Annotated in this window: 26 protein-coding genes; 16 read left to right on the top strand and 10 right to left on the bottom strand. The window is 72.8% G+C overall.

Features of this window, described 5'->3' with window-relative positions:
* Positions 1 to 118 precede the first annotated feature (118 nt).
* From DEJ01_RS03400 to DEJ01_RS03390, 3 genes are read right to left on the bottom strand one after another with little or no spacing between them, the layout of a single operon-like run.
* Positions 119 to 796 carry a response regulator transcription factor gene (locus DEJ01_RS03400; protein WP_111092216.1) on the bottom strand — a complete coding sequence of 226 codons (678 nt, stop codon included), beginning with the start codon at positions 794 to 796 and terminating at the stop codon, positions 119 to 121.
* On the bottom strand, positions 793 to 2,007 hold the full coding sequence (locus DEJ01_RS03395; RefSeq protein WP_111092215.1) for a sensor histidine kinase: 1,215 nt from the start codon (positions 2,005 to 2,007) through the stop codon (positions 793 to 795). The genes DEJ01_RS03400 and DEJ01_RS03395 overlap by 4 nt, the downstream gene beginning before the upstream one ends.
* Complete coding sequence (locus tag DEJ01_RS03390; protein ID WP_111092214.1) at positions 2,004 to 2,525, bottom strand: hypothetical protein; 522 nt, start codon at positions 2,523 to 2,525, stop codon at positions 2,004 to 2,006. Before DEJ01_RS03390 ends, DEJ01_RS03395 begins: the two co-directional genes overlap by 4 nt.
* Positions 2,526 to 2,655: 130 nt before the next feature.
* Here DEJ01_RS03390 and DEJ01_RS03385 point away from each other — a divergent pair, with 130 nt between their 5' ends.
* The 6 genes from DEJ01_RS03385 to DEJ01_RS03360 all read left to right on the top strand — a co-directional run bounded on the left by DEJ01_RS03385 (position 2,656) and on the right by DEJ01_RS03360 (position 8,059).
* Positions 2,656 to 3,498, top strand: coding sequence for a spermidine synthase (locus DEJ01_RS03385; RefSeq protein WP_111092213.1), 843 nt, complete (start codon positions 2,656 to 2,658; stop codon positions 3,496 to 3,498).
* 106 nt (positions 3,499 to 3,604) lie between these two features.
* A complete protein-coding gene (locus tag DEJ01_RS03380) occupies positions 3,605 to 4,372 on the top strand; it encodes a DUF308 domain-containing protein (RefSeq protein WP_111092212.1) in 768 nt (255 codons plus the stop codon).
* Positions 4,373 to 4,513: 141 nt separating this feature from the next.
* Complete coding sequence (locus DEJ01_RS03375; RefSeq protein WP_111092211.1) at positions 4,514 to 5,344, top strand: hypothetical protein; 831 nt, start codon at positions 4,514 to 4,516, stop codon at positions 5,342 to 5,344.
* Positions 5,341 to 5,832 carry a SprT-like domain-containing protein gene (locus DEJ01_RS03370; RefSeq protein WP_111092210.1) on the top strand — a complete coding sequence of 164 codons (492 nt, stop codon included), beginning with the start codon at positions 5,341 to 5,343 and terminating at the stop codon, positions 5,830 to 5,832. Before DEJ01_RS03375 ends, DEJ01_RS03370 begins: the two co-directional genes overlap by 4 nt.
* A 47-nt stretch (positions 5,833 to 5,879) precedes the next feature.
* Positions 5,880 to 6,575: a CGNR zinc finger domain-containing protein gene (locus DEJ01_RS03365; RefSeq protein WP_027466753.1), complete on the top strand. Its 696-nt coding sequence runs from the start codon at positions 5,880 to 5,882 to the stop codon at positions 6,573 to 6,575.
* Between the two features lie 224 nt (positions 6,576 to 6,799).
* Positions 6,800 to 8,059 carry an Nramp family divalent metal transporter gene (locus DEJ01_RS03360; RefSeq protein WP_111092209.1) on the top strand — a complete coding sequence of 420 codons (1,260 nt, stop codon included), beginning with the start codon at positions 6,800 to 6,802 and terminating at the stop codon, positions 8,057 to 8,059.
* Between the two features lie 30 nt (positions 8,060 to 8,089).
* Here DEJ01_RS03360 and DEJ01_RS03355 read toward each other — a convergent pair whose 3' ends face one another.
* Together DEJ01_RS03355 and DEJ01_RS03350 are read right to left on the bottom strand one after the other, a co-directional pair.
* Entirely contained in the window at positions 8,090 to 8,392 is a 303-nt protein-coding gene (locus tag DEJ01_RS03355; protein ID WP_027466755.1) for a DUF427 domain-containing protein, read from the bottom strand.
* 42 nt (positions 8,393 to 8,434) lie between these two features.
* Positions 8,435 to 9,040: a 2-phosphosulfolactate phosphatase gene (locus DEJ01_RS03350; protein ID WP_258375631.1), complete on the bottom strand. Its 606-nt coding sequence runs from the start codon at positions 9,038 to 9,040 to the stop codon at positions 8,435 to 8,437.
* 91 nt (positions 9,041 to 9,131) lie between these two features.
* Between DEJ01_RS03350 and DEJ01_RS03345 the strand changes: the two genes are divergently transcribed.
* The 4 genes from DEJ01_RS03345 to DEJ01_RS03330 all read left to right on the top strand — a co-directional run bounded on the left by DEJ01_RS03345 (position 9,132) and on the right by DEJ01_RS03330 (position 11,399).
* Entirely contained in the window at positions 9,132 to 9,770 is a 639-nt protein-coding gene (locus DEJ01_RS03345) for a GNAT family N-acetyltransferase (protein WP_111092208.1), read from the top strand.
* A gap of 71 nt (positions 9,771 to 9,841) precedes the next feature.
* Positions 9,842 to 10,324: a hypothetical protein gene (locus DEJ01_RS03340; RefSeq protein ID WP_111092207.1), complete on the top strand. Its 483-nt coding sequence runs from the start codon at positions 9,842 to 9,844 to the stop codon at positions 10,322 to 10,324.
* Positions 10,325 to 10,456: 132 nt separating this feature from the next.
* Complete coding sequence (locus DEJ01_RS03335) at positions 10,457 to 11,029, top strand: DUF1684 domain-containing protein (RefSeq protein ID WP_051597091.1); 573 nt, start codon at positions 10,457 to 10,459, stop codon at positions 11,027 to 11,029.
* Positions 11,030 to 11,039: 10 nt separating this feature from the next.
* Entirely contained in the window at positions 11,040 to 11,399 is a 360-nt protein-coding gene (locus tag DEJ01_RS03330; protein ID WP_035809483.1) for a GntR family transcriptional regulator, read from the top strand.
* A 126-nt stretch (positions 11,400 to 11,525) separates the two neighbouring features.
* Here the strand turns inward: DEJ01_RS03330 and DEJ01_RS03325 are convergent, their stop codons facing one another.
* Positions 11,526 to 12,353 carry an endo alpha-1,4 polygalactosaminidase gene (locus tag DEJ01_RS03325; protein ID WP_258375635.1) on the bottom strand — a complete coding sequence of 276 codons (828 nt, stop codon included), beginning with the start codon at positions 12,351 to 12,353 and terminating at the stop codon, positions 11,526 to 11,528.
* A 294-nt stretch (positions 12,354 to 12,647) separates the two neighbouring features.
* Between DEJ01_RS03325 and DEJ01_RS03320 the strand changes: the two genes are divergently transcribed.
* Positions 12,648 to 14,258, top strand: a complete 1,611-nt coding sequence (locus DEJ01_RS03320) for a DEAD/DEAH box helicase (RefSeq protein ID WP_111092205.1) — start codon at positions 12,648 to 12,650, stop codon at positions 14,256 to 14,258.
* Positions 14,259 to 14,508: 250 nt separating this feature from the next.
* Positions 14,509 to 14,712 (top strand): CsbD family protein, encoded by a 204-nt coding sequence (locus tag DEJ01_RS03315; protein WP_027466762.1) that lies wholly within the window; start codon positions 14,509 to 14,511, stop codon positions 14,710 to 14,712.
* Positions 14,713 to 14,797: 85 nt separating this feature from the next.
* Here the strand turns inward: DEJ01_RS03315 and DEJ01_RS03310 are convergent, their stop codons facing one another.
* Positions 14,798 to 15,340 carry an NUDIX hydrolase family protein gene (locus tag DEJ01_RS03310; RefSeq protein WP_071406188.1) on the bottom strand — a complete coding sequence of 181 codons (543 nt, stop codon included), beginning with the start codon at positions 15,338 to 15,340 and terminating at the stop codon, positions 14,798 to 14,800.
* A 73-nt stretch (positions 15,341 to 15,413) separates the two neighbouring features.
* On the opposite strand from DEJ01_RS03310, the gene DEJ01_RS03305 reads away from it, so the two are divergent.
* On the top strand, positions 15,414 to 16,034 hold the full coding sequence (locus DEJ01_RS03305; RefSeq protein ID WP_111092204.1) for an alpha/beta hydrolase: 621 nt from the start codon (positions 15,414 to 15,416) through the stop codon (positions 16,032 to 16,034).
* A 123-nt stretch (positions 16,035 to 16,157) separates the two neighbouring features.
* On the opposite strand, the gene DEJ01_RS03300 is transcribed toward DEJ01_RS03305, so the two are convergent.
* Complete coding sequence (locus DEJ01_RS03300; RefSeq protein WP_111038468.1) at positions 16,158 to 16,832, bottom strand: PadR family transcriptional regulator; 675 nt, start codon at positions 16,830 to 16,832, stop codon at positions 16,158 to 16,160.
* A 160-nt stretch (positions 16,833 to 16,992) separates the two neighbouring features.
* Between DEJ01_RS03300 and DEJ01_RS03295 the strand changes: the two genes are divergently transcribed.
* Both DEJ01_RS03295 and DEJ01_RS03290 read left to right on the top strand, forming a co-directional pair.
* Positions 16,993 to 21,759, top strand: coding sequence for a DEAD/DEAH box helicase (locus DEJ01_RS03295; RefSeq protein WP_111092203.1), 4,767 nt, complete (start codon positions 16,993 to 16,995; stop codon positions 21,757 to 21,759).
* A 50-nt stretch (positions 21,760 to 21,809) separates the two neighbouring features.
* Positions 21,810 to 22,589 (top strand): Fpg/Nei family DNA glycosylase, encoded by a 780-nt coding sequence (locus tag DEJ01_RS03290; protein ID WP_111046447.1) that lies wholly within the window; start codon positions 21,810 to 21,812, stop codon positions 22,587 to 22,589.
* Here the strand turns inward: DEJ01_RS03290 and DEJ01_RS03285 are convergent.
* Positions 22,580 to 23,509: a LysR family transcriptional regulator ArgP gene (locus tag DEJ01_RS03285; protein ID WP_111092202.1), complete on the bottom strand. Its 930-nt coding sequence runs from the start codon at positions 23,507 to 23,509 to the stop codon at positions 22,580 to 22,582. The genes DEJ01_RS03290 and DEJ01_RS03285 overlap by 10 nt on opposite strands.
* A gap of 69 nt (positions 23,510 to 23,578) precedes the next feature.
* Here DEJ01_RS03285 and DEJ01_RS03280 point away from each other — a divergent pair, with 69 nt between their 5' ends.
* Positions 23,579 to 24,310, top strand: coding sequence for a LysE/ArgO family amino acid transporter (locus DEJ01_RS03280; protein ID WP_111092201.1), 732 nt, complete (start codon positions 23,579 to 23,581; stop codon positions 24,308 to 24,310).
* Positions 24,311 to 24,437: 127 nt separating this feature from the next.
* Here DEJ01_RS03280 and DEJ01_RS03275 read toward each other — a convergent pair whose 3' ends face one another.
* Positions 24,438 to 25,913 (bottom strand): APC family permease, encoded by a 1,476-nt coding sequence (locus tag DEJ01_RS03275; RefSeq protein WP_110863247.1) that lies wholly within the window; start codon positions 25,911 to 25,913, stop codon positions 24,438 to 24,440.
* Positions 25,914 to 26,108 lie beyond the last annotated feature (195 nt).

Genomic DNA, 26,108 nt, shown 5'->3' with positions numbered 1-26,108 from the left:
CGTCGTGACGACAGGCGTCAACGGTACGCAACGAGTCTTGGCGTCCGCTGGTCGTCCATGTGTACGCATTCACGTGTCCGCAGCGCGTCGCCCGGGGACGACGGGGTGCTGCGGGTGGTCAGCGCAGGACGCGGGCGACGGCCTCGGCGCGGGTCCGGACCCCGAGCTTCGCGAACACCTGGTTCACGTACGACTTCACGGTGGGCACCGTCAGGAACAGTTCGGCGGCGATCTGCGGGTTCGTCCGGCCGTCCGCGATCCGCTCGAGGACGTCCACTTCGCGCGGGGTGAGGTCCGGGAACCGAGCACCGAGCGACGGACCGGGATCGGTTGACGCAGGCGCCGCGGAACCAGCAGCGACACCGGCACCGGCACCGCCGGCGAGGCGCGCCACCAGCCGGGCCCCCACGGTCGCGTCGAAGGTCGACTGCCCGGCGGCCACCGCACGCACCGCGGTCGCGATCTCCGCCCGTCCGGCGTCCTTCGTCAGGTAGCCGCGGGCTCCCGCCCGCAGCGCGGTGACGATGGAGTCGTCGTCGGCGTAGGTCGTCAGCACCAGGACCGCGACCCCGGGGTGCTCGGCGACGATCCGCGCGGTGGCGGTCGGCCCGTCGACCCCCGGCATCCGCAGGTCCATCAGGACGACGTCGGGCACGTGCCGGTCGACGGCGGCGATCGCCTCGGCACCGTCGGCCGCCTGCCCGACGACCTGCAGGTCGGGCACGAGCGACAGCACCGTCACCAGGCCGTCGCGGACGATGGCCTGGTCGTCGACCACGAGCACCCGGATGGTCACGAGCGGTCGTCCTCCGCGGCGACCGCAGCGTCCGCAGTGTCCGCGTCGCGCGTGCCGTCGACGGGCAGGTGCATGGCGACGACGAACTCGTCGTCGGAACGCTCGGCCTCCACCGTGGCCTCGCTGCCGAGTTCCGCGAACCGCTCGCGCATCCCGAGCACCCCCTGCCCGCCGCTCGGCAGCGGGTTGGCCACGACGACGTCCACGGCGTCGCCGTCCCGGATCACGGACAGGGAGACTGGGCGGCCGGGAGCGTGCCTGCGGGCGTTGCTGAGGGCCTCCCGGACGACCTGGACCACGGCGGCACGGTGGACGTCGTCGAGGACCGCGAGGGTCGCGTCACCCTGCACGACGGCCTCGCCGCCGAACGAACGGTGCGCGTCGAGCAGGGCCGTCAGGCCCGACGCGTGGTCGGCGGACGGACTGGAGGCACGGGTCGGCTCCGGCTGACCGGGCTGCGGTTCGTCGCGGAGCGCGTGCACCGCACGCCGTGCCTCGGCCAGGCCGTCCGCGGCCAGCGCGCGTGCCTCGCCGGCTCTGCGGGTGGCCTCGTCGACGCGGCCGGCCTCGAGCAGGGCCTCGACCGCGTCGAGCTGCAGGACCAGGCCGCCGAGCGAGTGGGCGAGGACGTCGTGGATGTCCCGGGACGCCCGGGACCGGTCGGCGAGGAGCCGTGCGCGCTGCTGCTGCCGCTCGGTCTCGCGGGCCTGCGCCGTCGTGATCCGGACCTGCCGACGACTGAAGCCGACGAGCACGCCGAGCAGCAGCCCGCCGCTCACGCCGAGGACGAACTGCACCGACGTCTGCGCGAGCGTCGCGGTGACGGCCACCACCACGACGGCGGCGAGCGCGGCGACCGCGGCCGTCCAGACCGGCAGACGCAGGTCCGCGCCGAGGATGACGAGCCCGACGATCACCGGGACCACCAGCAGCGAGTCGGTCGGCACCACGGCGAGCGATCCGGCGGCGATCATCACGCCGGCTGCGGCGACGAGGACGCGGGGCGTGCGTGCCCCTTCGCGGACGGCCCAGGCGGCGAGCGCCACGGCCCCGACGGCCCAGACCCACGCGGGGTGGTGGAGCAGGAGGCCGTTCCGCACGAACCAGAAGGCGACCACGGCGATCCCGACGGCGTTGAGTCCCCAGGAGAGCACCGAGGCGGACCGGACCCCGGCGGGGTCGGTCCGGTCCGGGTCGGTCGGCAGGCTCACCGCACCATCATGCCGCGGCGGGCGGCCGCCGACCGGTCGCCGCCACGGGGGATGCGCTGGTCGACGACCAGGGCACGGGCTGCACGGTTCAGGGCGAGCACGAGCAGGATCGTGCCGGTCGAGGTGAGCAGGTGCGCACCGAGGTGGCCGCCGAGGACGTCGAGCCCGACGCGGGCGGCGATCAGGACGATCCAGAGCGCGGCGCCGAGCCACCCGGTGCGGGACTGCAGCGTGCGGCCCTTGTCGTCCGGCGTCGTGACCGTGCGGAACCGGGTCATGGCCCCCATCGCGAGGCCGACGCCGACGGTGAGCAGGGCCTCGAGGCCGAGGAACACGACATCGGTGGTGGTGACGCTCGTCGTGGTCTGTGCGAGGACGACCACGCCGACGATCGCCATCACGAGCGGTCCCCGCCAGATGCGCGCCGGGTCGAGGGACCGCCAGGTCGCCTGCCGGTACGCCAGGAAGGCGACGAGGGCGAGGCCGATGAGCACGTTCGCGAGGAGCTGGACCGACATGGTGTGCCTTTCGAGGTGGTCCGGCGGAGTGTTCCGACCGGTGACATCAGCCTCGTTCCAGGTGCTCCGCGGGCACACCAACCAGGGGTGGGGACGCGGGTGGTGATCGCGGTGGTGTTCCATTGACGGCATGGCTGATGCGTTCGACGGGTTCCGGATCGGTGCGGGGTACTCGGTGGTGGAGCCGGACCGGCACCGACCGGGGTCCTTCACCCTGGTGGTGGACGGCACCCCGCAGTCGCACGTGGACCTCGAGGACCCGACCCACCTGGCGTTCGAGTACATCCGGCGGATCGGGCACGCGATCGACCTGCTGCCGGACGGCCCGATCACGGCACTGCACCTGGGCGCCGGCGCCCTCACCCTGCCCCGCTACGTCGCGGTGACCCGCCCCGGTTCGCGGCAGCAGGTGATCGAGCTCGAGCGTGACCTGGTCGAGCACGTGCGCGAGGCCCTGCCGTTCCCCCGCGGTGCCTCGATCCGGGTGCGGTACGGCGACGCCCGGGAGGTCCTCGGCAAGCTGCCCGCCGGACTCCGCGGCAGGGTGGACCTGGCGGTGGTGGACGTCTTCGGTGGTTCGCAGATCCCCGCCCACGTGACGAGCGTCGAGTTCTACCGCGAGGTCGCCGCGTTCCTGTCGCCGACGGGCATCGTCGCGGTGAACGTGGCCGACGGCGCCGGGTTGGCGTTCGCCCGCGGGCAGGCCTCGACGCTGCAGTCGGTGTTGCCGTCGGTCGCAGCGGTCGCGGACACCGGCATGCTCAAGGGCCGGCGGTTCGGGAACATCGTGCTGCTCGGGTCGCCGACCGACCTGCCGGTGTCGGACATGCCGAGGCGGTACTCGTCCGACCCGATGCCGGCGAAGGTCGTGCACGGTGCGGAGCTCAGGGCGTTCATCGCCGGGGCGCCGATCGTCACCGACCAGACGGCGGTCGCGTCGCCGGAGCCGAACCGGAGCGTGTTCGGGGGCTGATGCCCGCGCGGCACCGCCGGGGACGGACTTCGGGCACTCGGCGGGTCCGGCTGTCAGGATGGTCTGAACGACCGCGCAGGTGCGCGACCGAGCGATGGGAACCCTGATGACGAACGACGACCGGAACGACCAGGACCGGACGGGCGACGGCCAGGCGCCGCGCTGGGGCGACGCCCCGCAGCAGCCCGACGCCGAGGCCCCGCGGTACGGCGAGCGGGTGGACCCGGCGCCGACCTCGACCCCGCAGTACGGCGAGCAGTACGGGCAGGGCCAGCAGCAGCAGTACGGGCAGCAGTCCGGGCAGGGTCAGCAGTACGGCCAGCCGAACGGCGAGCAGCAGTACGGCCAGCCGTCGAGCACGCCGAGCTGGAACGACCAGCAGCGCCACGACCAGCACCACGACCAGCAGCCGTACGCCGCCGCGCCCGCGCACGCCGGTGCCCCGGCCTGGCAGAGCCACGACGAGCCGAAGCCCAAGAAGAAGACCCTCGGTGTCGTGGCGTTCTTCCTCGGACTCGCCGCGCTCGTCATCGGCGTCATCGGCGGGTACGTGATGGGGTCGGCGCTCGCCAACAGCGACGCGATCAACAACCTCGTACCGAGCAGCGGTGCGACCCCGGACCAGCAGGAGCTGCAGCGTCAGCTCATGAACGACCCGGCCGTCATCTCGCAGATCGGGGTCGGTGCGGTGATCGCCGGCGTGGCCGCGATCCTCGGGCTCTGGGCGCTCGTGCAGGGCATCATCGCCGCCGTGACCAAGCGTGGTCGCGGCTGGGGCATCTTCGCGATCATCCTGGCCGTCGTGGCCACGATCGCGACGCTGGTCACCTACGTCGGCGTGGCCGCTGCCGCCGCGGTGGCCGCCAACTCCTGATCGACCGCTCGGAACGGCCCGTCGTGCTCCGGCACGGCGGGCCGTTCGTCGTCCCGGGCGGCACGCGGGGACGGCCGCACCCGCGCAACCTGAGCGCGTCGCACCGACCGCTCCCGGGAGACCGCGGCTACCCTCGAACCGATGTCCCTCCCGCCCGACGACCGCCAGCAGCCCGACCTGTCCGACCGTTCCCGTGAACCGCGCCACGCGGCTCCCGTGACGGCCGGAGTCAGCCCGGGCAGCACCTTCGCGCCCATCAGCCTGCGACCCGCGGTCGACGTCGACGCCGTGCACCAGCGGCTCCGTGACCTCGGCCAGAGCCGCAGCACCGACGCCCTCGCCGAACGGGCCGAACTCCTCCGCCTGCTCGGTCGACTGGACGAGTCGCTCGTCATCGCCGAGGAGGTGTTCCGCCTGGCGATGTTCACCGGGGAGCGCCAGGACAAGGTCGCCGCGCGGATCCGTCGTGCGCACGTCCTGCACGACCTCGGGCGGCACGACCGCGCCGCCACCGAGGCCGCCATGGCCCGCGACACCGCCGCCACCGAGGAGTGGCCCGAACTCGAGGGCGCCGCAGCCGAGATCGAGGGCTGGTCGCTGTTCGAGAACGACCGCTTCGACGAGGCCCGCGCCGCACTGTCGCGGGCGTACCAGGCCTTCCGACAGGCGGGGGCGCCGTCCGAGCGCACCGACGCGTTGCGCACCGCGGTCGAGGCCGCCATGCGGGCCTCGATCACCAACCCGGCGGAACCGTCCGACAAGCCACGGACCGCCCGCGAGGTCGCCGCCCGCCGTGCCGAGGACGAGGAACCCACCACCCGCGTCGCCGAGCCGGTGAAGCAGATCCCGCCGATCCGCCGCCGCGTGCTCGGTGCGCCCGACGCCGCACGGACCGAGGCCGACGACATCTGGGGCCGGATCGCGGCCCGGGCAGCGAAGAAGGGCCAGGCCGACCCGCGCGCCGAGCAGTGACCGCGCTCGAGACCGTCCGGCTCCGTGCCGAAGCGCTCATCGCCGAACACCTCGGTGCCGGCACGTGGGCGTTCGGCTTCGACCACGCCAAGACCCGCGCCGGCCAGTGCGACTTCGCGCGGAGGCGGATCACGGTGAGCCGTCACCTGGCCGCCCGGTTCTCCGACGACGACGTCGAGCAGGTCCTGCTGCACGAGGTCGCGCACGCACTCGCCGGCGCCCGGGCGGCACACGGACCGAAGTGGAAGCGCACGGCCGCGGCGATCGGGTACACCGGCTCCCGGCTGCACGACGGGCCGATCGCCAGTGAGCTCGCCCCCTGGATCGGCACCTGCCCCGCGGGGCACGAGCACTTCCGGTACCGCACGCCCACCCGTCCCCTTGCCTGCGCCCGCTGTTCCCGGCGGTTCGACGCCCGGAACGTCATCACCTGGCGGCGCCGGACCGCGGACGACGACGCGGCCACGATGGCGTCGACTACCGCATGAGGGTCCCGACGCACGGAGGCGCGCCGGTAACCCGTTAGCCTGGGCGGATGCACACGGGGCAGCACATCCGCACGGACGCCGGTTCCTCCTGGTTCTTCGACGCCGGACGGATCGCGCTCGACTTCGCGCACACGGGTGGCTTCGCCGACGACCCCACCGGACGCCGACCGCGGTCGCAGCTCGGGGAGCTGCTCGCGAGCCCGGCCGACCTGGACGAGTGGCTCAGCGAGCACACCGAGCCGATCGACGTCGGCGCCAGCGCCCGCGAGCTCCAGGACGCCCGGGCCCTGCGTGCCGCGATCGCCCGGCTCGCCGTGGCCGCCGCCCCCGCGCCGGCGAGCACCGCCGCGGAACGCACCGCCGTGGCGGCGGGCCTGCGTGCCGGAGCCGGCCGCACGCGCCCCGCGCCCGACGACATCGACACCGTCAACCTGTTCGCCGCCCTGCCGGACGTGCCCCCGAGCCTCCCGGGTGGCCGACGCCGCGCCGGAGCCAACCGGGTCCGCCTGGCGCAGGCCCTGTCGAGCGTCGCGCGCGACGCCGTCGCGCTCTTCACCGAGGTCGGCTTCGACGACGTCGAGGCCGACGGCCGGCCGACGCGGCTGAGCCGGTGCTCGGCCGAGGACTGCGGCCTGGTGTTCTACGACTCGTCGCGCGGTGGGACCCGTCGCTGGTGCTCGATGCAGCGGTGCGGCAACCGGGCGAAGGTCCGGGCGCACCGCGCCCGCCGCGCCGCGGAGTGACCACGAGCTGAGCACGAGCGGTCACGACACCCCGCTCACCCCCGCCGAGCGGTCACCAACTGTCGCCCGACGGCGTCGCAACCGACAGGTCGTGACCACCCGACGCAACGCAAGCGACGAGTCGCGACCACCCGACACACGCACGCTCGAGCGGCGGCCGGCCAGCGTATCAACACGTCGAATAAAAAGATTCGGGACGCCGAATTCTCTGGCAGGATCGGTGCATGACCGACACTGCCAGCCCCCGGCTCGACGAGCATCCATCCGGTGCCCCGCGTCGCCGCGCAGCCGGGCTCACCCTGCTCGGACCGGCCTTCGTCGCGGCCATCGCGTACGTCGACCCGGGCAACGTCGCCGCCAACCTGACCGCCGGCGCCGAGTACGGGTACCTGCTGCTCTGGGTGCTCGTGGCCGCGAACGCCAGCGCCGTGGTGGTGCAGTACCTGTCCGCCAAGCTCGGGGTGGTGACGGGCAAGTCGCTGCCCGAGCACCTCGGCCTGCGGATGCGGCGCACCCCGCGCCTGCTGTTCTGGGGTCAGGCCGAGATCGTCGCCGCCGCGACCGACATCGCCGAGGTCATCGGCGGCGCGTTGGCGCTCTCCCTGCTCTTCGGCCTGCCGCTCGTGGTCGGCGGGATCATCACCGGGCTCGTCTCGATGCTCCTGCTGACCCTGCACAGCCGCCGGGGCACGCGCCTGTTCGAGACCGTGGTGACGGCGATGCTCGCGATCCTGACGGTGGGCTTCTGTGCCGGGCTGCTGTTCGCCCGGGTGTCCCCGGCCGACCTGGTCGCCGGGCTCGTGCCGCGGTTCGAGGGCTCCGGGTCGGTGCTCCTGGCGGCCTCGATGCTCGGCGCGACCGTGATGCCGCACGCGGTGTACCTGCACTCGGCGCTCGCCCGGGACCGCCACGGGGACGTCCCCGCCGGGCCGGAGCGTCGCCGGGTGCTCGTCGCGACCCGGTGGGACGTCGGGCTCGCGCTGATCGTCGCGGGTGGGGTGAACATCGCGATGCTCGTCCTCGCCGCGGCCACCCTGCCGGGAGTCGAGGGCACCGACTCCATCCCCGGTGCGCAGCGCGCCATCGCCGAGAACGTCGGCCCGGTCGTCGGGGTGCTCTTCGCCGTGGGCCTGCTCGCGTCCGGCCTGGCCTCGACCTCGGTGGGCTGCATGGCCGGCGCGGAGATCATGCAGGGCCTGCTGCACGTGCGGATCCCGCTCGTGGCCCGGCGCGCGATCACCCTGGTGCCGGCGATCGTGCTGCTCGCGCTGAACATCGACGCGACGATGCTGCTCGTGGTCAGCCAGGTGGTGCTGAGCTTCGGGATCGCCTTCGCGATCGTGCCCCTGGTGGTCTACACGTCGCGACGGAGCGTGATGGGGACCGATGTGAACGCCGCGACCACCCGCGTGGTGGCGTGGGTGATCGCGGCGGTCATCGTGGCGCTCAACGTCGCGCTGGTCGTGCTCACCCTGACCGGCTGAGTCGCAGCCGGCCAGGGTGACGGGCGGTCGTCACTCGACGACCTGGACGTCCTTCCAGAACGCGACGTAGCCCGAGTAGTCCTTGCCGACGCGGTCGAACGACGACGGGATCGGCGTCGGGTACGACCACGCGCGGTCCTGCAGCGCCTGTCCGTCGACGTTCACCGTGAAGTACTGGGTGTCGCCCTTCCACGGGCAGTGGTACTGGGTGGGGCTCTCGGTGAAGAGCTCGGTCTTCACACTCGACGGCGGGAAGTACCAGTTGCCCTCGATCTTGATGAGGTCCTCTTCGGGGGCCTCCGCGATCACCGTGTCGCCGACGACTGCCTTCATGGCGTTGCTCCTTCGCTCGCTGGTTCCGTGACGGGGCGAACGCTACGCGCGCTCCCCCGATTCCCGCAGGACGGGCAGGTCGGGGCCCGCGGCGAGCGCCGCGTGCACGTCGTCACGGCTCAGGACGGCGGCTCCCTCGGACGCGCTGACCAGGTGCCGCACGGCACGGCGCAGCCCCGTGTACGCCGCGCAGGCCGCAGCGGCCTCGGGTGAGGTGTGGTCGATGCCGACCTCGGTGAGCGCGTCGACGACGGCTCCGGCGGCGAGCAGGTCCTCGACGGCGAAGTCGGGTGCGTCGGCCACGTCGACGGACTCCCCCGCCGCCTCGGCCGCGTCGTCGAGGGCTGCGGTGTGGTGCAGCCCGGCGGCCACGATCGCGACGACGCACCGGTCACCGCGTGCGGCCTGGAGGCTCGTCACCCGTTCCGCGACCGCCGCCGCGTTGCCGAGGTGGCCGAGCACGACCTCCGGCCCCTGCGGCAGCTGGGCGGTCACGTTCCGCAGCGCGCGCCGCTGTGCTGCGGCGTCGGGGGTCGGCGGCAGGGCGTCGACCCAGACGAGCAGGTGGGTGCCGTGGGCGATCCGTGCCGCACCTCCGGGACCCCACGCGAACCGGACCTGGTACTTCTCCTGGGTGCGTTCTGCCACGTCCGTCACGATAGCCGCCCGGGCGATGCTGTCCTTCTCCACAGGGTCGCCGTCCGACCGGGTTCCACCATGGTCGCCAACCCTAGGATGCATGGTCATGGAGATCGCCCCCGTACCCACCCTGACCGGCGACCGTGTGACGCTCGAGCCCCTCGGGCACGAGCACGCGGAAGACCTGCGGGCGGCGGTCGCGGACGGCGATCTGTGGCGCACCTGGTACACCTCGGTGCCCGCCCCGGCACAGGTCGAGGCCGAGATCGACCGGCGGCTCGCCGAGCACGAGGCCGGACGCATGGTGCCCTTCGCCGTGCGGGACCGCCCGACCGGCCGGGTGGTGGGTGCGACGACCTTCATGAACATCGACCCGGGCAACCGCCACGTCGAGATCGGCAGCACGTTCCTGGCCCGGTCCGCGCAGCGCTCGGGGATCAACACCGAGTCGAAGCTGCTCATGCTGTCGCACGCGTTCGAGGCCTGGCAGTGCATCGCGGTCGAGTTCCGCACCCACTGGCACAACCTGCAGTCCCGGGCGGCCATCGCGGGCCTCGGCGCGAAGCAGGACGGCGTGCTCCGGAACCACGCGATCGGCCGTGACGGCACGCTGCGCGACACCGTGGTGTTCTCGGTGATCGCGTCGGAGTGGCCGGCCGTGCGGCTCTCGCTGGCCGAGCGGCTCCGGCGGCACGACCGCGCCGAGGGGTCCCGCCGCCGGTCGGCCCGGCACGCCTGAGGCGTCGCGCCTGCGTCGTCGCCCAGCGCGCCACGGCGCACCGTCCAGCCCGCGGGCGTAGCGTCACCGCCATGCACGTCGGCCTCCGGATCGTCCTCGACGCGCCGGTCGACGCCGTGCGCGATGCCCTGCTGTCCCCGTCCGTGATGGTGGCGGTGACGAAGCCGTTCCTGGCGTACCGCTCGCGCGACCCCCGGGGGTTCCCGGAGCGCTGGGAGCCGGGACACCCGCACCCGATCACCGCGGACGCCTTCGGACTGGTGCCGAGCGGCGACACGCACGTCGACCTCGACCTGTACGAGGTCCGGGGAGTCCCCGTGCAGCGCGACAACGGCGGCGGCACGTCCGGGTTGTTCGGGCGGATGACGATGTCGCACCGGATGGCCGTCGTCCCCGCACCGGGTGGCCGGACCCTGCTGCTCGACCGCCTGACCTACCGGATGCGACCGGCCGTCCTCGGAGTCGCCCTGTGGCCCGGCATGTGGGTCACCTGGCAGTGGCGGGCGTTCCGGATGCGCGCCCTCGCGCCCACCTGGCGGACCAACGGCGAGTGACGTGACGCGGGTCGGGCCTCCCGTCCACCGCGGAGCGGGCGTAGCCTCGACCACGTGAGCCAGACGCGCCCCCAGGAGCCGACGACCGACGACCGCGTGCGCAGCACGCTGGCGACGACGGATTGGCGGCGGATGACGTTCGACCTGTACCGCCGCGTCCGCGCCACCCCGGACCCCCAGACGGCGCACGCGCTCTGGCGCGAGACCCGTGACGCGATGTTCGCGGAGCACCCCGCCTCGCCGCTGCTCGACGAGGACGCCCGCGACTTCGAGTCGCTGCCGGTGCCGGACTACGACCCGGCGTGGCGGTTCCAGGTCCGCATCGAGGCCACCGAGCCCGCCGAGTTCGACTTCGAGACCGGCACCGACGGTGTCGTCCACTTCGACCGGCTCGGACTCGTGCGGGTCCCCGGTGTCGGCACCCTCGACGTCTGGAAGCACGGCGGCTACGCGGGCGGGGTGTTCGTCCCGGTCAAGGACGCCAGCGCCGGCAAGGCCCGCGGCACCTACGGCGGCGGGCGCTACCTGCTCGACACCATCAAGGGCTCGGACCTGGGCGGCGACGACCTCGGGTCGCTCGTGCTCGACTTCAACTTCGCCTACAACCCGTCGTGCGCGTACGACCCGGCGTGGGCGTGCCCGCTCGCGCCTCCGGGCAACACCGTGCCGGTCCCGATCCCCGTCGGCGAGCAGTACGACTTCTAGGGTGGAACGCATGACAGGACTCGTCGCCCTCGACGTCGGTGGCCGCGTGCCGCCGTTCGAGCAGGTCCGATCGCAGATCGCCGCGCAGATCACCGCCGGGTACCTGGTGGACGGCGAACGGCTGCCGAGCGTGCGCGGGCTGGCGGACGAGCTCGGGCTCGCCGCGGGCACCGTCGCGAAGGCCTACCAGCTGCTCGAGGAGGCCGGGCTCGTGCACACCGCACGGGGCGCCGGTACCCGGGTGGTGCGGCCGGCGGCGGTGCCGGACGCGGTGGCCGAGGCCGCTCGTGCCCTGGCCGCCGCGGCGCGCTCGGCGGGGCTGTCGGCGGACCAGGCGGCCACCGCGTTGCGCGAGGCCTGGCCGGCGTAGCGCTGGCGGGGCTGGCGCTTCCGGGCGTACCTGGTCGTTCCGGGCGTACCCGGTCGGAAGTTCTGACCCGGTACGCCCGATCCGACCAGGCATCGCAGGCGTTCTGGGAAGGAACGTCCCGAGCGCTCAGCAGTGCTCGTACACGTACGCGTCGTCCTTCGGGGTCACCAGGTCGCGGTCGCGCAGGATCGTCATGGCCGGACGGCTCTTCAGCCCGCACACCGAACCCCACGAGCGCTCGAGGGTGTCCGCGTACTCCACGTCGATGACCCGCTTGCCGTAGGCCTTCGTGTACGCAGCGCACTCCCGGTACTGCACGCACTCCTCGGCGACGACGAAGTCGAACCCGGTCTGCTTCCGGCCGGATGCCCCGAGCTGCGGCGTGTTCTTCTGCCCGACGGCCAAGCCGTGCCGGTGCCCCTTGGCGACGAGCGACTTCGCGAGCGCCAGGTTGCCGGCACGGGTGAGCCGCTTGCCGCTCCGGGTCCACGAGTCGAGGTTGTCGAACTCCACGGCGTCGAACCCGCGGTCACCGCAGCGGGCGACGGTCTTCGCGAGCACCTTCGTGATCAGGGCACGCTTGGCCGCGGTCCGGGTGTCGAGGAGCATCTCGTCCGGCCACCCCGGGTCCGAGACCGGCTTGCCCGCGCGGTCGCGGAGGATCGCCGACGGGTACGACTTCTTCCACGTGCGGGCGGCCTCGGGCTGCGTCTGGAACCCGTTGACGTAGCAGATGTTGTACTTGCCCTTCGCCGGGCGGTCAGTGCTGTCGCGCTCGACGATCGTCACGCCGGCGGGCGGTGTGTACCCGCCGCCGAGCTGGTAGTCCACCCGGCCCGAGGTCGGCAGGTTGCGGTAGCTCGCGGCCGCGCTGGTCGTGGCGGCCTCGGCGCAGCCGGCCGTGCCGAGGACGGCCACCAGGGCCATCGCGGTGGTCAACAGGACGGATCGCATGCGCACCCCGGAATCCTCGCACGCGCAGGGCGAACGACCCCGCCCTCGCTGTTCCGGGGATGTGCACGCTATGCTGGTCGTACTCGAGGCGCCGATCGCCTCGTGCGTCGTACGGACGCCCCGAACTCCCGACCACCTGTCCCCGGACTCTGGTCGATGATCGAGCACCTCACGAAGGTGCCCAGGCTTCTCTGCTGCGGCGACTGCGCCAGCCACATCCGTTGGCGCGCATCCCGCCCGCGCGCTGCCTCAGAGCGCGCCCACAGCCGGACTGCTCCGGCTCGAAAGGTCACCATGACCACCGAAGACATCCGTTTCTCCGACCTCGGCGTCCCCGCTCCGATGGTCTCCGTCCTCGCCGACCAGGGCAAGGACATGGCGTTCCCCATCCAGGCGGACACCCTCCCGGACTCCCTGCAGGGCAAGGACGTCCTCGGCCGCGGCCGCACCGGCTCCGGCAAGACCATCGCCTTCGCGATCCCGCTCGTCGCCCGCCTCGCCGCCAGCGGCCGCAAGCGTCGCGCCGGCCGCCCCCGCGCCCTGGTGCTCGCACCGACGCGTGAGCTCGCGACGCAGATCGACGTCGCCCTCGCCCCGCTCGCCAAGGCCATGGGCCTCAACACCACGACCATCTTCGGTGGCGTCGGTCAGGGTCGTCAGGTCGACGCCCTGCGCGGCGGCGTCGACGTCGTGGTCGCCTGCCCGGGTCGCCTCGCCGACCTGATGCAGCAGGGTCATGTGAACCTGGGCGACATCGAGGTCACCGTCCTCGACGAGGCCGACCACATGGCCGACATGGGCTTCCTGCCCGGCGTCACCAAGATCATGCAGGCGACGCCCGAGAACGGGCAGCGACTGCTGTTCTCCGCCACGCTCGACAACGGCGTGGACAAGCTCGTCAAGAAGTTCCTGCACAACCCGGTGATGCACTCCGTCGACGAGGCGAACAGCCCCGTCGAGGCGATGACCCACCACCTGTTCGAGGTCGCCGACGCCGACGCGAAGAAGCACCTCGTGAGCGCCCTCGCCTCGGGCAACGGTCGCCGCATCCTCTTCATGCGCACGAAGCACCACGCCAAGCGCCTCGCCAAGCAGCTCAGCAGCCAGGGGATCCCGGCCGTCGACCTGCAGGGCAACCTGTCGCAGGGCGCCCGTGAGCGCAACCTCGCGAAGTTCTCCTCCGGTGAGGCCCTCGTGCTCGTCGCCACCGACGTCGCCGCCCGCGGTGTGCACGTCGACAACGTCGAGCTCGTCGTGCACGTCGACCCGCCCACCGAGCACAAGGCCTACCTGCACCGCTCTGGACGCACGGCGCGTGCCGGTTCGTCCGGTGACGTCGTCACCGTGACGATGCCCGCCGAGCGTCGCGACGTTGCGCAGATGATGCGTGCAGCCGCGATCAAGGTCACGCCGCAGCACGTCTCGGCGACCTCCCCGGCCGTCACCGCGCTCGTCGGCGAGGTCGCTCCGATCCGCCACGTGGCCGAGGAGCAGCCCACCCAGCAGCGTCAGCCCAAGCAGCGCTCGGCCGAGTCCGCCGGTGACGGTGGCGGTCGTCGCCGTGGTCGCGGCGGTCGGTCTGGAGGCGCGGCGCAGCCCGCGCGCTCCGGCTCGGCTGGCGAGTCCGCCGGTTCGGCCGGGGGCCGTCAGGGCCGTCCGGCCCGTGGCGCACGGACCGAGGGTGCCGGGCGCTCCGGTGCCGCGGCCGCCGGTTCGACCGGTGGTCGCCGCAGCGGCGGCAACCGCCGCTCGGGCAGCAGCGACGTCGTGCGCGGCGGCTCGTCGGCCGTCTGGTCGTCCGAGGGCGGCTACGCCGCGGGTCGGTCCGGCAACGAGTCGGGCGGCAACCGTCGTGGTGGCTCGCGCCGCGCCTCCCGTCCGGCCGGCGCTGCCGACCGCCACTGACCTGCGCGCTTGACCCACGCGGTCTGACCCGCTCGGCTTGAGCGCGTCGATGCCCGCAAGACACCGGTGTTCACCTTTCGAACCCCCGCATCCCGGGGTGTGATCCGTGAACACCGGTGTTTTGCGTGACTGCGCTGGCGAACCTTGGCGGGGGCTGGGGGTGGGGTACTCCACCGGGCGTACGGTCTGCTTCACCGGATGCCGCGCAAGCGGCTGACGGGGAACACGTCCGCTTCTGGAAGGAGTGCCTATGGCTGGCATCGATGACATCAAGAACGCCGCTGAGAAGGCGGCAGGCAAGGTCAAGGAAGCCGCCGGCAACGCGACCGGTAACGACCGCTTGAAGGCCGAAGGCCAGACCGACCAGGGCAAGGCCTCGGCGAAGCAGGGCGTCACCGACGTCAAGGACGCCGCGCACGGCGTCGCCGACAGCTTCAAGGACGACAAGCACTGAAGCCGGTTCGCAACCGCGCTGCGAAGCCCCCGGATCCGATCGGATCCGGGGGCTTCGTCGTGCGCGGGCTTCGTCGTGCGCGGGGCTAGTGCAGGGCTCCGACCGATGCCAGGCCGGCGCGGAGCAGTGCGCCGCGGCCGCCTTCCATCTCGTCGGCGACGGCGTCGGACGCGGCTTCCATCGGGGTCATCCACGTGAGCTCGAGGGCGTCCTGCCGGGGCTCGCACGTCCCCGTGACGGGGACGACGTACGCCAGCGAGATCGCGTGCTGCCGCTCGTCGGTGTACACCGAGGCGCCGGGCAGCGGGAAGTACTCGGCCACGGTGAACGGCGTCGGGCTCGAGGGCAGCTGCGGGAACGCCATCGGCCCGAGGTCCTTCTCCAGGTGGCGGAACAGCGCGGTGCGGATCGACTCGCCGAACATCACACGGCCGGACACCAGGGTGCGGGCGATCGAACCGCTCGGGGAGACACGCAGCAGCACGCCGACCTCGGTCACGACGCCGAGGCCGTCGGTGCGGACGGGGACCGCCTCGACGTAGCAGATCGGCAGACGACGGCGGACGTTCGCGAGCTCCTCGTCGGACAGCCAGCCGGAGTCGGGATCGGGGGTGCGCAGCGAGGACATGCACCGTGTCTACCAGGGACGGCGGCGAGTTCGGCGGAAGGCGCGGGAGTTGGGGATGGTTAGCGTTGTCCACATGATCGATGCGGACCTGGTGCAGTGGACCCGGAGTACCTCGGACCGGCGGGGCACACCCCTGCTCGTGGCGATGCACGGGGTCGGGTCGAACGAGCACGACCTGCGCGGGCTCGCCCCCGCGCTGCCGCCCGCGTGGACGGTCGCGTCGCTCCGGGCGCCGATGCCGTGGGGGGCCGGCTTCAGCTGGTACCCGCTCGGCACGCCCGGCTCCCCCGCGCCCGAGGCGGTGGACGCCGCGACCGCCGAGGTGCTCGACTGGATCGACTCCGTCGCCGCCGACCACCCGCGGATCGGGCTGCTCGGGTTCTCGCAGGGCGGCTCGATGGCGCTCCAGCTGCTGCGCGCCCGGCCCGCGGCGTTCGCGTTCGCCGTGTCGCTGTCGGGGTTCGTCGTGCCGGGCGTCACGGACTCCCGCGACGAGGCCGTGTCGGCCGTGCGGCCGCGGGTGTTCCTGGGGCACGGCGACCTCGACCCGGTGATCCCGCCCGAGGCCACCGCCCGGACGCAGGCGTGGGCCGCAGCGCACACCGACGTGACCGACCGTTCCTACGCGGGCCTGCCGCACGCCGTGTCGACGGCGGAGCTGGCGGACGTGGCCGCCTTCGTCGGCGCGGGGTAGCGCTGCGGAGCGCGCTTCGTGAGCACGAATGGTCGGGTCCGACGTGCGGACCCGACCACAGCTGCTCACGATGTGCGGACGGACTGGAGGCCCGGTGCCAGCTGGCACCGGGCCTCCTGTCCGTCAGTCGGCGAGGATCTGGAGCAGGTCCTTGCGGAGCTGGTCCACCTTGGCCGTGGCGGCCTTGGCCTGTTCCTCGGTCGCGGTGCTGCGGTACATCTGCAGGACGCCCATGGTCTTCCGGAGCGCCTCGAAGAACTCGCGCTGGGCGTCCGGGATGCCCGGGGCCCCGTCGAGTGCCGCGGCGATCTCGTCGGCCTTGGCCTCGGTCTCGGCCTTGCCGGCGTCGGTGAGCTCGAAGAGCGTCTTGCGGCCGTCGCCCGACGAGACCACGAGGTCTTCGTCGACGAGCTGCTGGAGCGTCGGGTAGACCGAGCCGGGGCTCGGCTTCCAGGCACCACCGGTGCGCTCGGCGATGGTCTTGATCACGGCGTACCCGTTCTGCGGGCCCTCGGCCAGCAGGCCGAGGATCGCGAGACGGACGTCACCGCGGCGACGGCGTTCGCGGCCGAAACCGGGCCCGCCGAAACCGGGGCCGAAGCCCATGCCCGGGCCGAAGCCGGGGCCGAACCCGCGGCCACCGAAGCCGCGGCCGCCGTGGTCGTGGTCACCGCGGTCACGGCCGGGGAAGCCGGCGCCGTGGTGCTGCCGCGCGCCGCCGAAGCGGGGGCCGCGCGGGCCGAACCCGCGCTGGTCGCGGGGGGACGTGTTGCTGTTGTCGTCATACGAGGGGCGCATGAGGAGTCCTTTCGTCGTGCTGAGTCGGCTCGCGACCGGTCTGACCTGATCGTCTTCGTCGTATCGCGATGTGTTTACGATAGATCGGTAACTATTGCTCTGTCAAGGGGTACGTGCGCTCGGCCTGCTGTCGGTGGTGGCGGGCAGGATGGGACGGACCATGACGGACGTCTTCGAGCGCTTCTCCCCCGCGACCACCGAGTGGTTCCGCGGCGCCTTCGACGCACCGACGCCGGCGCAGGCCGGGGCGTGGGACGCCATCTCGACCGGGCAGCACGCACTCGTGATCGCCCCGACCGGCTCCGGCAAGACCCTGGCGTCGTTCCTGTGGTCGATCGACCGGCTCATCAGTGCGACGGACCGTCCGCCGGCGAAGCAGCGCACGCGGGTGCTCTACGTCTCGCCGCTCAAGGCCCTCGGCGTCGACGTCGAGCGCAACCTGCGGAGCCCGCTCGTCGGCATCACCCAGACCGCTCGGCGGCTCGGCACGGAACCGCCCGACGTCACGGTCGGGGTGCGCAGCGGTGACACCCCGTCGTCCGACCGCCAGAAGCTCCTGCGCCAGCCGCCGGACATCCTCATCACCACGCCCGAGTCGCTCTACCTGATGCTCACCTCGCAGGCGCGCGAGACCCTGGTGAACGTCGACACCGTCATCGTGGACGAGGTCCACGCGGTTGCCTCGACCAAGCGCGGCGCACACCTGGCCGTGTCCCTCGAGCGCCTCGACGACCTGCTCGACAAGCCCGTGCAGCGCATCGGGTTGTCCGCGACCGTCCGCCCGCCGGAAGAGGTCGCGCGGTTCCTCGGCGGCCGCGCCCCGGTGACGATCATCGCGCCGCCCGCGCAGAAGACCTTCGACCTGCGGGTCGTCGTGCCCGTCGACGACATGACCGAGCTCGGGGCGCCGCCGGTCGGTGCGGACGCGTCCGAGTCGCCGACGAACGGGTCGATCTGGCCGCACGTCGAAGAACGTGTCGTCGACCTGATCGAGGAACACCGCTCGACCATCGTGTTCGCGAACTCGCGACGGCTGGCCGAACGGCTCACGGCGCGGCTCAACGAGATCCACGAGGAACGCGTGCTCGCCGCCGCCGGTGACGGCGTGCTGGTGCCGGCGGGGGCGTCACCGGACGACGACGGCCTCCCGGTGGCGCGGGGCCGCCCGCAGTCACCGGCCCGCACCTCGGCGCACGCCGTCGCACCCCAGGGGGCCAAGCGCCCGCCGGCGCAGCTGATCGGCGGGTCCGGGCAGACGGGCGGCGGGGGCTCGGACGCCTCCGTCCCGGTGCTCGCCCGCGCACACCACGGCTCGGTGTCGAAGGACCAGCGCGCGATCATCGAGGACGACCTGAAGTCCGGTCGGCTGCGGTGCGTCGTCGCGACGAGTTCACTCGAGCTCGGCATCGACATGGGCGAGGTCGACCTGGTCGTCCAGGTCGAAGCGCCGCCCTCCGTCGCGAGCGGCCTGCAGCGCGTCGGTCGTGCCGGACACCAGGTGGGCGAGATCTCCCGAGGCGTGCTGTTCCCGAAGCACCGGGCTGACCTGGTCAACAGCGCGGTCACGGTCGAGCGGATGGTCACGGGCCAGATCGAGTCGATCTCGGTGCCGGCGAACCCGCTCGACGTCCTGGCGCAGCACACCGTGGCGGCCGGGGCGATCGACACCCTCGACGTCGAGCACTGGTTCGAGCTCGTGCGGCGGAGCGCCCCGTTCAGCGGCCTGCCCCGATCGGCGTTCGAGGCGACGCTCGACCTGGTCACGGGCCGGTACCCGAGCGACGAGTTCGCCGAACTCCGGCCACGGCTGGTCTGGGACCGCGTGCACGGCACCCTGACCGGGCGCCCCGGTGCGCAGCGCCTCGCGGTGACGAGCGGCGGGACGATCCCCGACCGCGGCATGTTCGGCGTCTTCATGGTCGGCGAGAAGGCGTCCCGCGTCGGCGAACTCGACGAGGAGATGGTCTACGAGTCGCGCGTGGGCGACGTCTTCGCCCTCGGTGCGACGAGCTGGCGGATCGAGGAGATCACCCACGACCGCGTCGTCGTGAGCCCGGCGTTCGGGCAGCCCGGACGCGTGCCGTTCTGGAAGGGCGACGGCATCGGCCGGCCCGCCGAGCTCGGCCGGGCGACCGGTGCGTTCGTGCGCGAGGTCGAGGGCGCCTCGGACGACGACGCCCGCGCCCGCGTCGCCGCCGGTGGACTGGACGAGCGCGCGATCACCAACCTGCTGACCTTCCTGCGCGACCAGCGCGCGGCCACCGGTCACGTGCCGAACGACACCACGCTCGTCATCGAGCGGTTCCGCGACGAGCTCGGGGACTGGCGGCTCATCCTGCACTCGCCCTACGGCATGCAGGTGCACGCGCCGTGGGCCCTGGCCGTCGCCGCACGGCTGCGCGAACGGCACGGCATCGACGGTGACGCGATGGCGGCCGACGACGGCATCGTCGTCCGCATCCCGGAGACCGACGCCGAGCCGCCGGGTGCCGACCTGTTCGTGTTCGAGCGCGACGACCTCGAGGCCCTGGTCACCGACGAGGTCGGGGGCTCGGCGCTGTTCGCCGCGCGGTTCCGTGAGTGTGCGGCGCGCGCCCTGCTGCTGCCCCGACGGAACCCCGGGCAGCGGTCGCCGCTCTGGCAGCAGCGGCAGCGGGCCTCGCAGCTGCTCGAGGTCGCGCAGAAGTACCCGACGTTCCCGATCGTGCTCGAGACCGTGCGCGAGGTGCTGCAGGACGTCTACGACGTGCCCGCACTGCTCGGGATCGCCGACGACATCGCCGGACGCCGGATCCGCCTGGTCGAGACGGAGACCGAGCAGCCATCGCCGTTCGCCCGGTCGATCCTGTTCGGGTACGTCGCGGCCTTCATGTACGAGGGGGACACCCCGCTCGCAGAACGCCGGGCAGCGGCCCTGTCGCTCGACTCGACCCTGCTCGGCGAGCTGCTCGGCCGTGCGGAGCTGCGTGAGCTGCTCGACCCGGCCGTCATCACCTCGGTGGAGCGCGACCTGCAGCGGCTGTCGCCGGACCGCCGAGCCCGTGACGCCGAGGGACTCGTGGACGTGCTGCGGCTCGTCGGCGCGCTCGACCTCGACGAAGCGGTCGACCGGAGCTGGCTCGCCGACGCCGCCGACCGTCCAGCGGCCACCGCCGAACTGCGCAGCACGCTCCAGGTGTTGGAGCGCGACCGCCGGGTGCTCTCGTTCTCGCACGCCGGGGCGACGCGCTGGGCCGTGATCGAGGACGCCGCCCGTCTGCGCGACGCTCTCGGGGTCCCGCTGCCGATCGGTGTGCCCACGGCGTTCGTCGAGCCCGTCGCCGACCCGCTCGGTGACCTGATCGGCCGCTACGCCCGGTCGCACGGGCCGTTCTCCGCGCAGGAGGCCGCCGGTCGCCTCGGGCTGGGCATCGCCGTCGTGCAGGACACCCTGCGCCGACTCGTCGCCGACCGCCGGGTGGTGGAGGGCGAGTTCCGCCCCGACCGCCAGGGTGCCGAGTGGTGCGACGCCGAGGTCCTGCGACGGATCCGCACGAAGTCCCTCGCAGCGCTGCGGCACGAGGTCGAACCGGTCTCGCCGGACACCCTCGCCCGCTTCCTGCCCGCTTGGCAGCACGTGCAGACCCCCGGGAACCGCGGTGGGCTCCGTGGCGTCGACGGCGTCCTGCAGGTGATCGACCAGCTCGCCGGGGTCGCCCTGCCCGCCAGCGCCTGGGAGACCCTGGTGCTGCCGTCGCGCGTCACCGACTACTCGACGAGCATGCTCGACGAACTGACCGCAACCGGCGAGGTCCTGTGGTCCGGCGGGGGCACCCTGCCCGGCAACGACGGCTGGGTGCGCCTGCACCTGGCCGACACCGCGGCGACGACGCTCGCCGAGCCCTCCGGGGACGAGACGACCGAGCTGCAGCGGGACGTGCTCGGCGCCCTGGCCGGCGGTGGCGCGTACTTCTTCCGGCAGCTGGGCCAGGCCGTGGGCAGCAGTGACGACCAGGCGCTCACCACCGCGCTGTGGGACCTGGTCTGGGCCGGGCAGATCACGAACGACACGTTCGCCCCGCTGCGCTCGATGCTCGGCGGCAAGGCGAAGAGCTCGAGCGCTCCGCGGGCTCGGGCCTACCGCGGCCGTCGGCGGCCGACGATGCCGACGCAGTCCGGGCCGCCGTCCGTCGGGGGTCGCTGGTCGCTCCTGCCGCTGGCCGAGTCCGACTCGACCGTGCGGGCCGCGGCGACCGCCGAACAGCTGCTCGAACGCTACGGCGTCGTCACCCGCGGTGCCGTGCAGGTCGAGGGCGTCCGGGGTGGTTTCGCCGGGGTGTACCGGGTGCTCTCGCGCTTCGAGGAGTCCGGCCGGGCTCGTCGCGGGTACTTCGTCGAGGGGCTCGGTGCCGCCCAGTTCGCCACCGGTCCGACCGTCGACCGGCTGCGCACCTACGCCCGCGAACTCGGCGACGACGAGCGTGACGATCCGGACCGGAAGCGCGAGGCACTCACGCTCGCCGCGACCGACCCGGCGAACCCGTTCGGGGCCTCGTTGCCGTGGCCGACGGGCGACGCCGATCCCGCGGTTCCGGACGATGCCGTCGCAGCCGGTGTGGAGAGCACCGGCGCGAACGATGCGGCAAGCGGCGCGAAGGCCACCCGGGGTCACCGGCCCGGGCGCAAGGCGGGTGCCCTCGTCACGACCGTCGACGGCAAGCTCACCGTGTACGTGGAGCGCGGTGGCAAGTCGGTGCTGACCTTCACCGACGATGCCGCCGACCTCGCTGCCGCGGCGGCCTCGATCGCCGGCATCGTCCGGACCGGGCTGCGGAAGCTCTCGGTCGAGCGGGTCGACGGGGACTTCGTGCTGGAGACGCCGCTCGGTGGCGCGCTCCGGGCCGCGGGGTTCACGGCGACCCCGCAGGGGCTGCGGCTCCGTGTGTGAGGCGAGCCGCGCCTCCCGGCAGTGCAGCGACCACGTGCCGGAGGTGACCCGTGCCTGAAGGCGACACCGTCTACCGGGCTGCCCGCCGCCTGCACACCGCGCTGGCGGGCAAGGTCCTGACGAAGAGCGACTTCCGGGTCCCCGCGTTCGCGACGCTCGACCTGGTCGGCCGCACCGTAGACGAGGTCGTCCCCCGCGGCAAGCACCTGCTGCACCGCATCGGCGACCTGACCGTGCACTCGCACCTGAAGATGGAGGGCCGGTGGGACGTCTACGCGCCCGGTGACCGCTGGCGACGTCCGGCGCACCAGGCCCGGGCGATCCTGGACGCCGAGGGGATCTCCACCGTCGGCTTCGCCCTCGGGGTGCTCGAGGTGGTGCCGCGCGACCAGGAGTCCGAGGTCGTCGGACACCTGGGGCCGGACCTGCTCGGCCCCGACTGGGACGCCGACCTCGCGCTCGCCAACCTGACCGAGGACCCCGAACGCCCGGTCGGGCTGGCGCTGCTCGACCAGCGGGTGCTCGCCGGGCTCGGCAACGTGTACCGGAATGAACTCTGCTTCCTGCGCGGGGTGCTGCCGACGCGTCCGGTCGGGCAGGTGCCGGACCCGGCGCGGACGATCACGCTCGCCAGCCGACTGATCCTGGCGAACCGCGACCGCAGCGCCCGCGTCACCACCGGCGTCGACCGCCCCGGGCGACGGTTCTGGGTCTACGGCCGTGCCGGCAAGCCGTGTCTGCGGTGCGGGACACCGATCCGGCACGGCGAACTCGGCGACTCGGAACTCACCCTGCGCGACACCTACTGGTGTCCGCGCTGTCAGACCTGACGCGCGGAGTGCAGTCGCGCGGGGTGCAGTCGCGACGACGCGGTCGCACGGACGGCGTCGGTGACCCGTTCGAGCAGGGGTGACGCCAGGTTCCAGCGCTGCCACCACAGCGCCACGTCGGCGTGCCGACCCGGGGCCAGCTCGACCAGGACGCCGCTGTCGATCGCCTCGAGGCACTGTGCCTCGGGCAGCAGCCCCCACCCGAACCCGAGCGTGACCGCACGAGCGAAGTCGGCGGAGGTCGGGACGAAGTGACGCGGTCCGCCGGGAGCGTGGCCGAGGACCTGGCGCAGGTACCCCTGCTGCAGGTCGTCGTCGCGGTCGTAGTCGACGAGCGGGACCTCGTCGAGCCGCCGGAGCATCCGCCGCTCGGTGCCGGTGTCGCCGAGGTAGCGGGCGACGAACGCCGGGGACGCCACCGCCCGGTACCGGTCGATGCCGAGCGGCACCGACGAGCAGCCCTGCACCGGATCCGCCTCGGCCGTCACGGCACCCATCACCGTGCCGGCGCGGAGCAGTTCGGCAGTGCGGTCCTGGTCCTCGCGGTGCAGGTCGAAGACCACCTCGGTGTCGGCCCGGACGAGGGCGAGGGCGTCGAGGAACCAGGTGCCGAGCGAGTCGGCGTTCACGGCCAGCGGGATCGACGGCACCACCGACGATCCACCGCCGAGGGCTCGGGAGGTCTCCTCGTCGAGCAGCCGGACCTGCCGTGCGTGCCGGAGCACGACTGCGCCGTCCGCGGTCGGGCGCACCGGGGTGGTGCGCTGGAGCAGGACCCGGCCGACCTGCTGCTCCATCGACTTGATCCGCTGTGAGACCGCCGACGGGGTGATCGCCAGCGCGCGGGCCGCCGCGTCGAGCGTGCCGTGGTCGACGGCGGCGAGCAGCGTCTCGAGGTGCTCGCGCTGGAACCGGGTCATGCAGTTGAGCTTACGGTGCTGCAGGAACGTGAGCTGTACTACACCGGCAGGCGGCCCTAGCGTCGGACCGTGACCGCGCTCCTGCCCCTGCTCTCCGGCCTCGGCACCGGACTCGCACTGATCGTCGCGATCGGTGTGCAGAACACCTACCTGTTGCGCCTCGCCGTGAGCGCCGGGCTCCGGGTGGTGGCCGCGGCGGTCGTGGTGTGCGCGGTCTCGGATGCGCTGCTCATCGTCGCCGGGGTGCTCGGGGTCGGCGCCGTGGTCGAGCGGTTCCCCGTGGCGCTCCTGGTGATCCGGTTCATCGGTGCCGCGTTCCTGCTCACGTACGGGGTGCTCGCGGCGCGGCGTGCGCTGCGGCCCTCGGGGGACGCGATGCGGGTCGCCAACGAGGCGGCCGACGACGGTGTGGTGGGCGCCAGCACGGACGCGGGCGCGGGGGTGGACGCGACCACCGGCACGACGGTGGCGGCGGGGCGGACGCGCATCGCGCCTCCCGGCCAGGTGGTGACCATGCGGACGGCCGTGCTGACCATGCTCGTCTTCACGTGGGCGAACCCGCACGTCTACCTGGACACGCTGGTGTTCCTCGGGTCGGTGGCGAACCAGCAGGGTGCGGACGACCGGTGGCTCTGGACGATCGGTGCCGTCGCAGCGAGCTGCCTGTGGTTCGGGGCACTCGGGTTCGGCGGACGCCTGCTGCGGCCGCTGTTCGAGAAGCCGCTGACCTGGCGGGTGTTCGACGGGCTGGTCGCCGTCGTGATGCTCGCGTTCGGTGTGCTGCTGCTCGTCGGCGCGTAGCGGCGGCGCGGCGGGCGGGCGGGCGGTGGATGCAAAACACCGGTGTCCACACGTCGCGCCACGGTCTGCGGGTGTGCAACGTGCGAACACCGGTGTTTTGCGGGCCAGGCCGACCCGCGGAACCGCCCTACTGCATGCGCTGGCCGACGCGGCTGTGCCGACGGCTGTAGCCGAAGTAGATGACGAAGCCGATGGCCAGCCAGACGACGAACCGGAGCCAGGTCTCGACCTCGAGGTTCAGCATCAGCCAGAAGCACAGCACCGCCGAGATGATCGGGAGCACGGGCGACCACGGCACCCGGAAGGCCCGCGGGGCGTCGGGGCGCGAACGACGCAGCACGACGATGCCGATCGACACCAGGACGAACGCGGACAGCGTGCCGATGTTGATCATGCCCTCGAGCTTGTCGACCGCCGTGAACCCTGCCAGCAGCGCCACGACGACACCGGCGACGACCTGCACGCGCACCGGGGTCTGCGTCTTCGGGTTGGTCTTCGAGAACCAGCGGGGCAGCAGGCCGTCGCGGCTCATCGAGAAGACGATGCGGGACAGGCCGAGCAGCAGCACCATGACGACGGTGGTCAGACCGATCAGGGAGCCGATGGCGATGATGCCGGCGGCCCACGGCAGCCCGACGATGTTGAACGCCGACGCCAGGGACGGTGTGTCCTCCTCGGCCAGGCGCTGGTACGAGACCATGCCGGTGATGACGATGCTGACGCCGACGTAGAGCAGGGTCACGATGCCGAGGCCGATGAAGATGCCGCGCGGCAGGGTCTTCTGCGGATTCTCGGTCTCCTCCGCGCTCGTGGCGACGACGTCGAAGCCGATGAAGGCGAAGAACACCAGGGACGCCGCGGCGAGCAGGCCGAAGACGCCGTACTGGGCGGGCTCGGCACCGGTGAACCACGACACGAGTGACTGCGTCCAGACGCTGCCCTCGGCACCCTTAGCGGGCTCGGCCGGCGGGATGAACGGGGTGAAGTTCGCGGCCTTGACGAAGAACGCACCGGCGACGATGACGAACACGACGATCGCGACCTTGATGACGGTGATGACCGCCGACACCCGCGACGACAGGCGCGTGCCGAAGGCGAGGAGCACCGTGAAGATCCCGACGATGAGCACCGGCCCCCAGGTGAAGGGGATCGGGCCGAGCTGGATCGTGCTCGGCAGGTCGACGCCGAACACCTTGAACGCTTCGCTGAGGTAGATGCCCCAGTACTTCGCGATCACGGCGCTGGCGGTGAGGGTCTCGAGGATGAGGTCCCAGCCCACGATCCAGGCGAGCAGCTCACCCATCGTGGCGTAGGTGAACGTGTACGCGGAGCCGGCGACGGGGATCGTCGACGCGAACTCGGCGTAGCACATGATCGCCAGGCCGCAGGTGACGGCGGCGAGCAGGAAGGAGATGATGACGCCGGGCCCGGCGAAGTTCGCGGCGGCGTTCGCGCCGACCGAGAAGATGCCGGCGCCGACGGCGACCGCGATCCCCATCGCGGCGATGTCGAACGTCTTCAGGGAGCGTTTCAGGGACCTGCCCTGCTCCTCGGAGTCGGCCAGGGAGGCCTCGATCGACTTGATGCGGAGCTTCGTTGCCATGGGGTGGATCCCGTCATCGGCTGGCGGCGGACCTCGGAAGGGTACTGGTGTACCACTGTGTCACGCAAAGCGTCCGCCCGGACGGTGGCTCGGTCCGGCGACGGCCGCGAGGCGCGGCGGGGGTCCGGCGCGTACCGCTCGGCCGGCCGATGGGTGCGTCCAGAGCCGCGGCCGCGTCAGCGGGGCGCGGTTGCG

Origin of the sequence: Curtobacterium sp. MCLR17_040, assembly GCF_003234735.1 — a bacterium.
GTDB lineage: Bacteria > Actinomycetota > Actinomycetes > Actinomycetales > Microbacteriaceae > Curtobacterium > Curtobacterium flaccumfaciens.
Note: the sequence above shows the minus strand (reverse complement) of the source record. Positions and strands in the feature narration are given on the sequence as shown.

Excerpts from the sequence above, each read along its gene's own strand:
- DEJ01_RS03320 (WP_111092205.1), top strand. The coding sequence starts at position 12,648 with ATGACCACCGAAGACATCCGTTTCTCCGACCTCGGCGTCCCCGCTCCG.
- DEJ01_RS03335 (WP_051597091.1), top strand. The coding sequence starts at position 10,457 with ATGACGTTCGACCTGTACCGCCGCGTCCGCGCCACCCCGGACCCCCAG.
- DEJ01_RS03310 (WP_071406188.1), bottom strand. The coding sequence starts at position 15,340 with ATGTCCTCGCTGCGCACCCCCGATCCCGACTCCGGCTGGCTGTCCGAC.
- DEJ01_RS03285 (WP_111092202.1), bottom strand. The coding sequence starts at position 23,509 with ATGACCCGGTTCCAGCGCGAGCACCTCGAGACGCTGCTCGCCGCCGTC.
- DEJ01_RS03380 (WP_111092212.1), top strand. The coding sequence starts at position 3,605 with ATGACGAACGACGACCGGAACGACCAGGACCGGACGGGCGACGGCCAG.
- DEJ01_RS03330 (WP_035809483.1), top strand. The coding sequence starts at position 11,040 with ATGACAGGACTCGTCGCCCTCGACGTCGGTGGCCGCGTGCCGCCGTTC.
- DEJ01_RS03325 (WP_258375635.1), bottom strand. The coding sequence starts at position 12,353 with ATGCGATCCGTCCTGTTGACCACCGCGATGGCCCTGGTGGCCGTCCTC.
- DEJ01_RS03315 (WP_027466762.1), top strand. The coding sequence starts at position 14,509 with ATGGCTGGCATCGATGACATCAAGAACGCCGCTGAGAAGGCGGCAGGC.
- DEJ01_RS03340 (WP_111092207.1), top strand. The coding sequence starts at position 9,842 with ATGCACGTCGGCCTCCGGATCGTCCTCGACGCGCCGGTCGACGCCGTG.
- DEJ01_RS03360 (WP_111092209.1), top strand. The coding sequence starts at position 6,800 with ATGACCGACACTGCCAGCCCCCGGCTCGACGAGCATCCATCCGGTGCC.
- DEJ01_RS03355 (WP_027466755.1), bottom strand. The coding sequence starts at position 8,392 with ATGAAGGCAGTCGTCGGCGACACGGTGATCGCGGAGGCCCCCGAAGAG.
- DEJ01_RS03295 (WP_111092203.1), top strand. The coding sequence starts at position 16,993 with ATGACGGACGTCTTCGAGCGCTTCTCCCCCGCGACCACCGAGTGGTTC.
- DEJ01_RS03345 (WP_111092208.1), top strand. The coding sequence starts at position 9,132 with ATGGTCATGGAGATCGCCCCCGTACCCACCCTGACCGGCGACCGTGTG.
- DEJ01_RS03275 (WP_110863247.1), bottom strand. The coding sequence starts at position 25,913 with ATGGCAACGAAGCTCCGCATCAAGTCGATCGAGGCCTCCCTGGCCGAC.
- DEJ01_RS03390 (WP_111092214.1), bottom strand. The coding sequence starts at position 2,525 with ATGTCGGTCCAGCTCCTCGCGAACGTGCTCATCGGCCTCGCCCTCGTC.
- DEJ01_RS03365 (WP_027466753.1), top strand. The coding sequence starts at position 5,880 with ATGCACACGGGGCAGCACATCCGCACGGACGCCGGTTCCTCCTGGTTC.
- DEJ01_RS03305 (WP_111092204.1), top strand. The coding sequence starts at position 15,414 with ATGATCGATGCGGACCTGGTGCAGTGGACCCGGAGTACCTCGGACCGG.
- DEJ01_RS03300 (WP_111038468.1), bottom strand. The coding sequence starts at position 16,832 with ATGCGCCCCTCGTATGACGACAACAGCAACACGTCCCCCCGCGACCAG.
- DEJ01_RS03375 (WP_111092211.1), top strand. The coding sequence starts at position 4,514 with ATGTCCCTCCCGCCCGACGACCGCCAGCAGCCCGACCTGTCCGACCGT.
- DEJ01_RS03385 (WP_111092213.1), top strand. The coding sequence starts at position 2,656 with ATGGCTGATGCGTTCGACGGGTTCCGGATCGGTGCGGGGTACTCGGTG.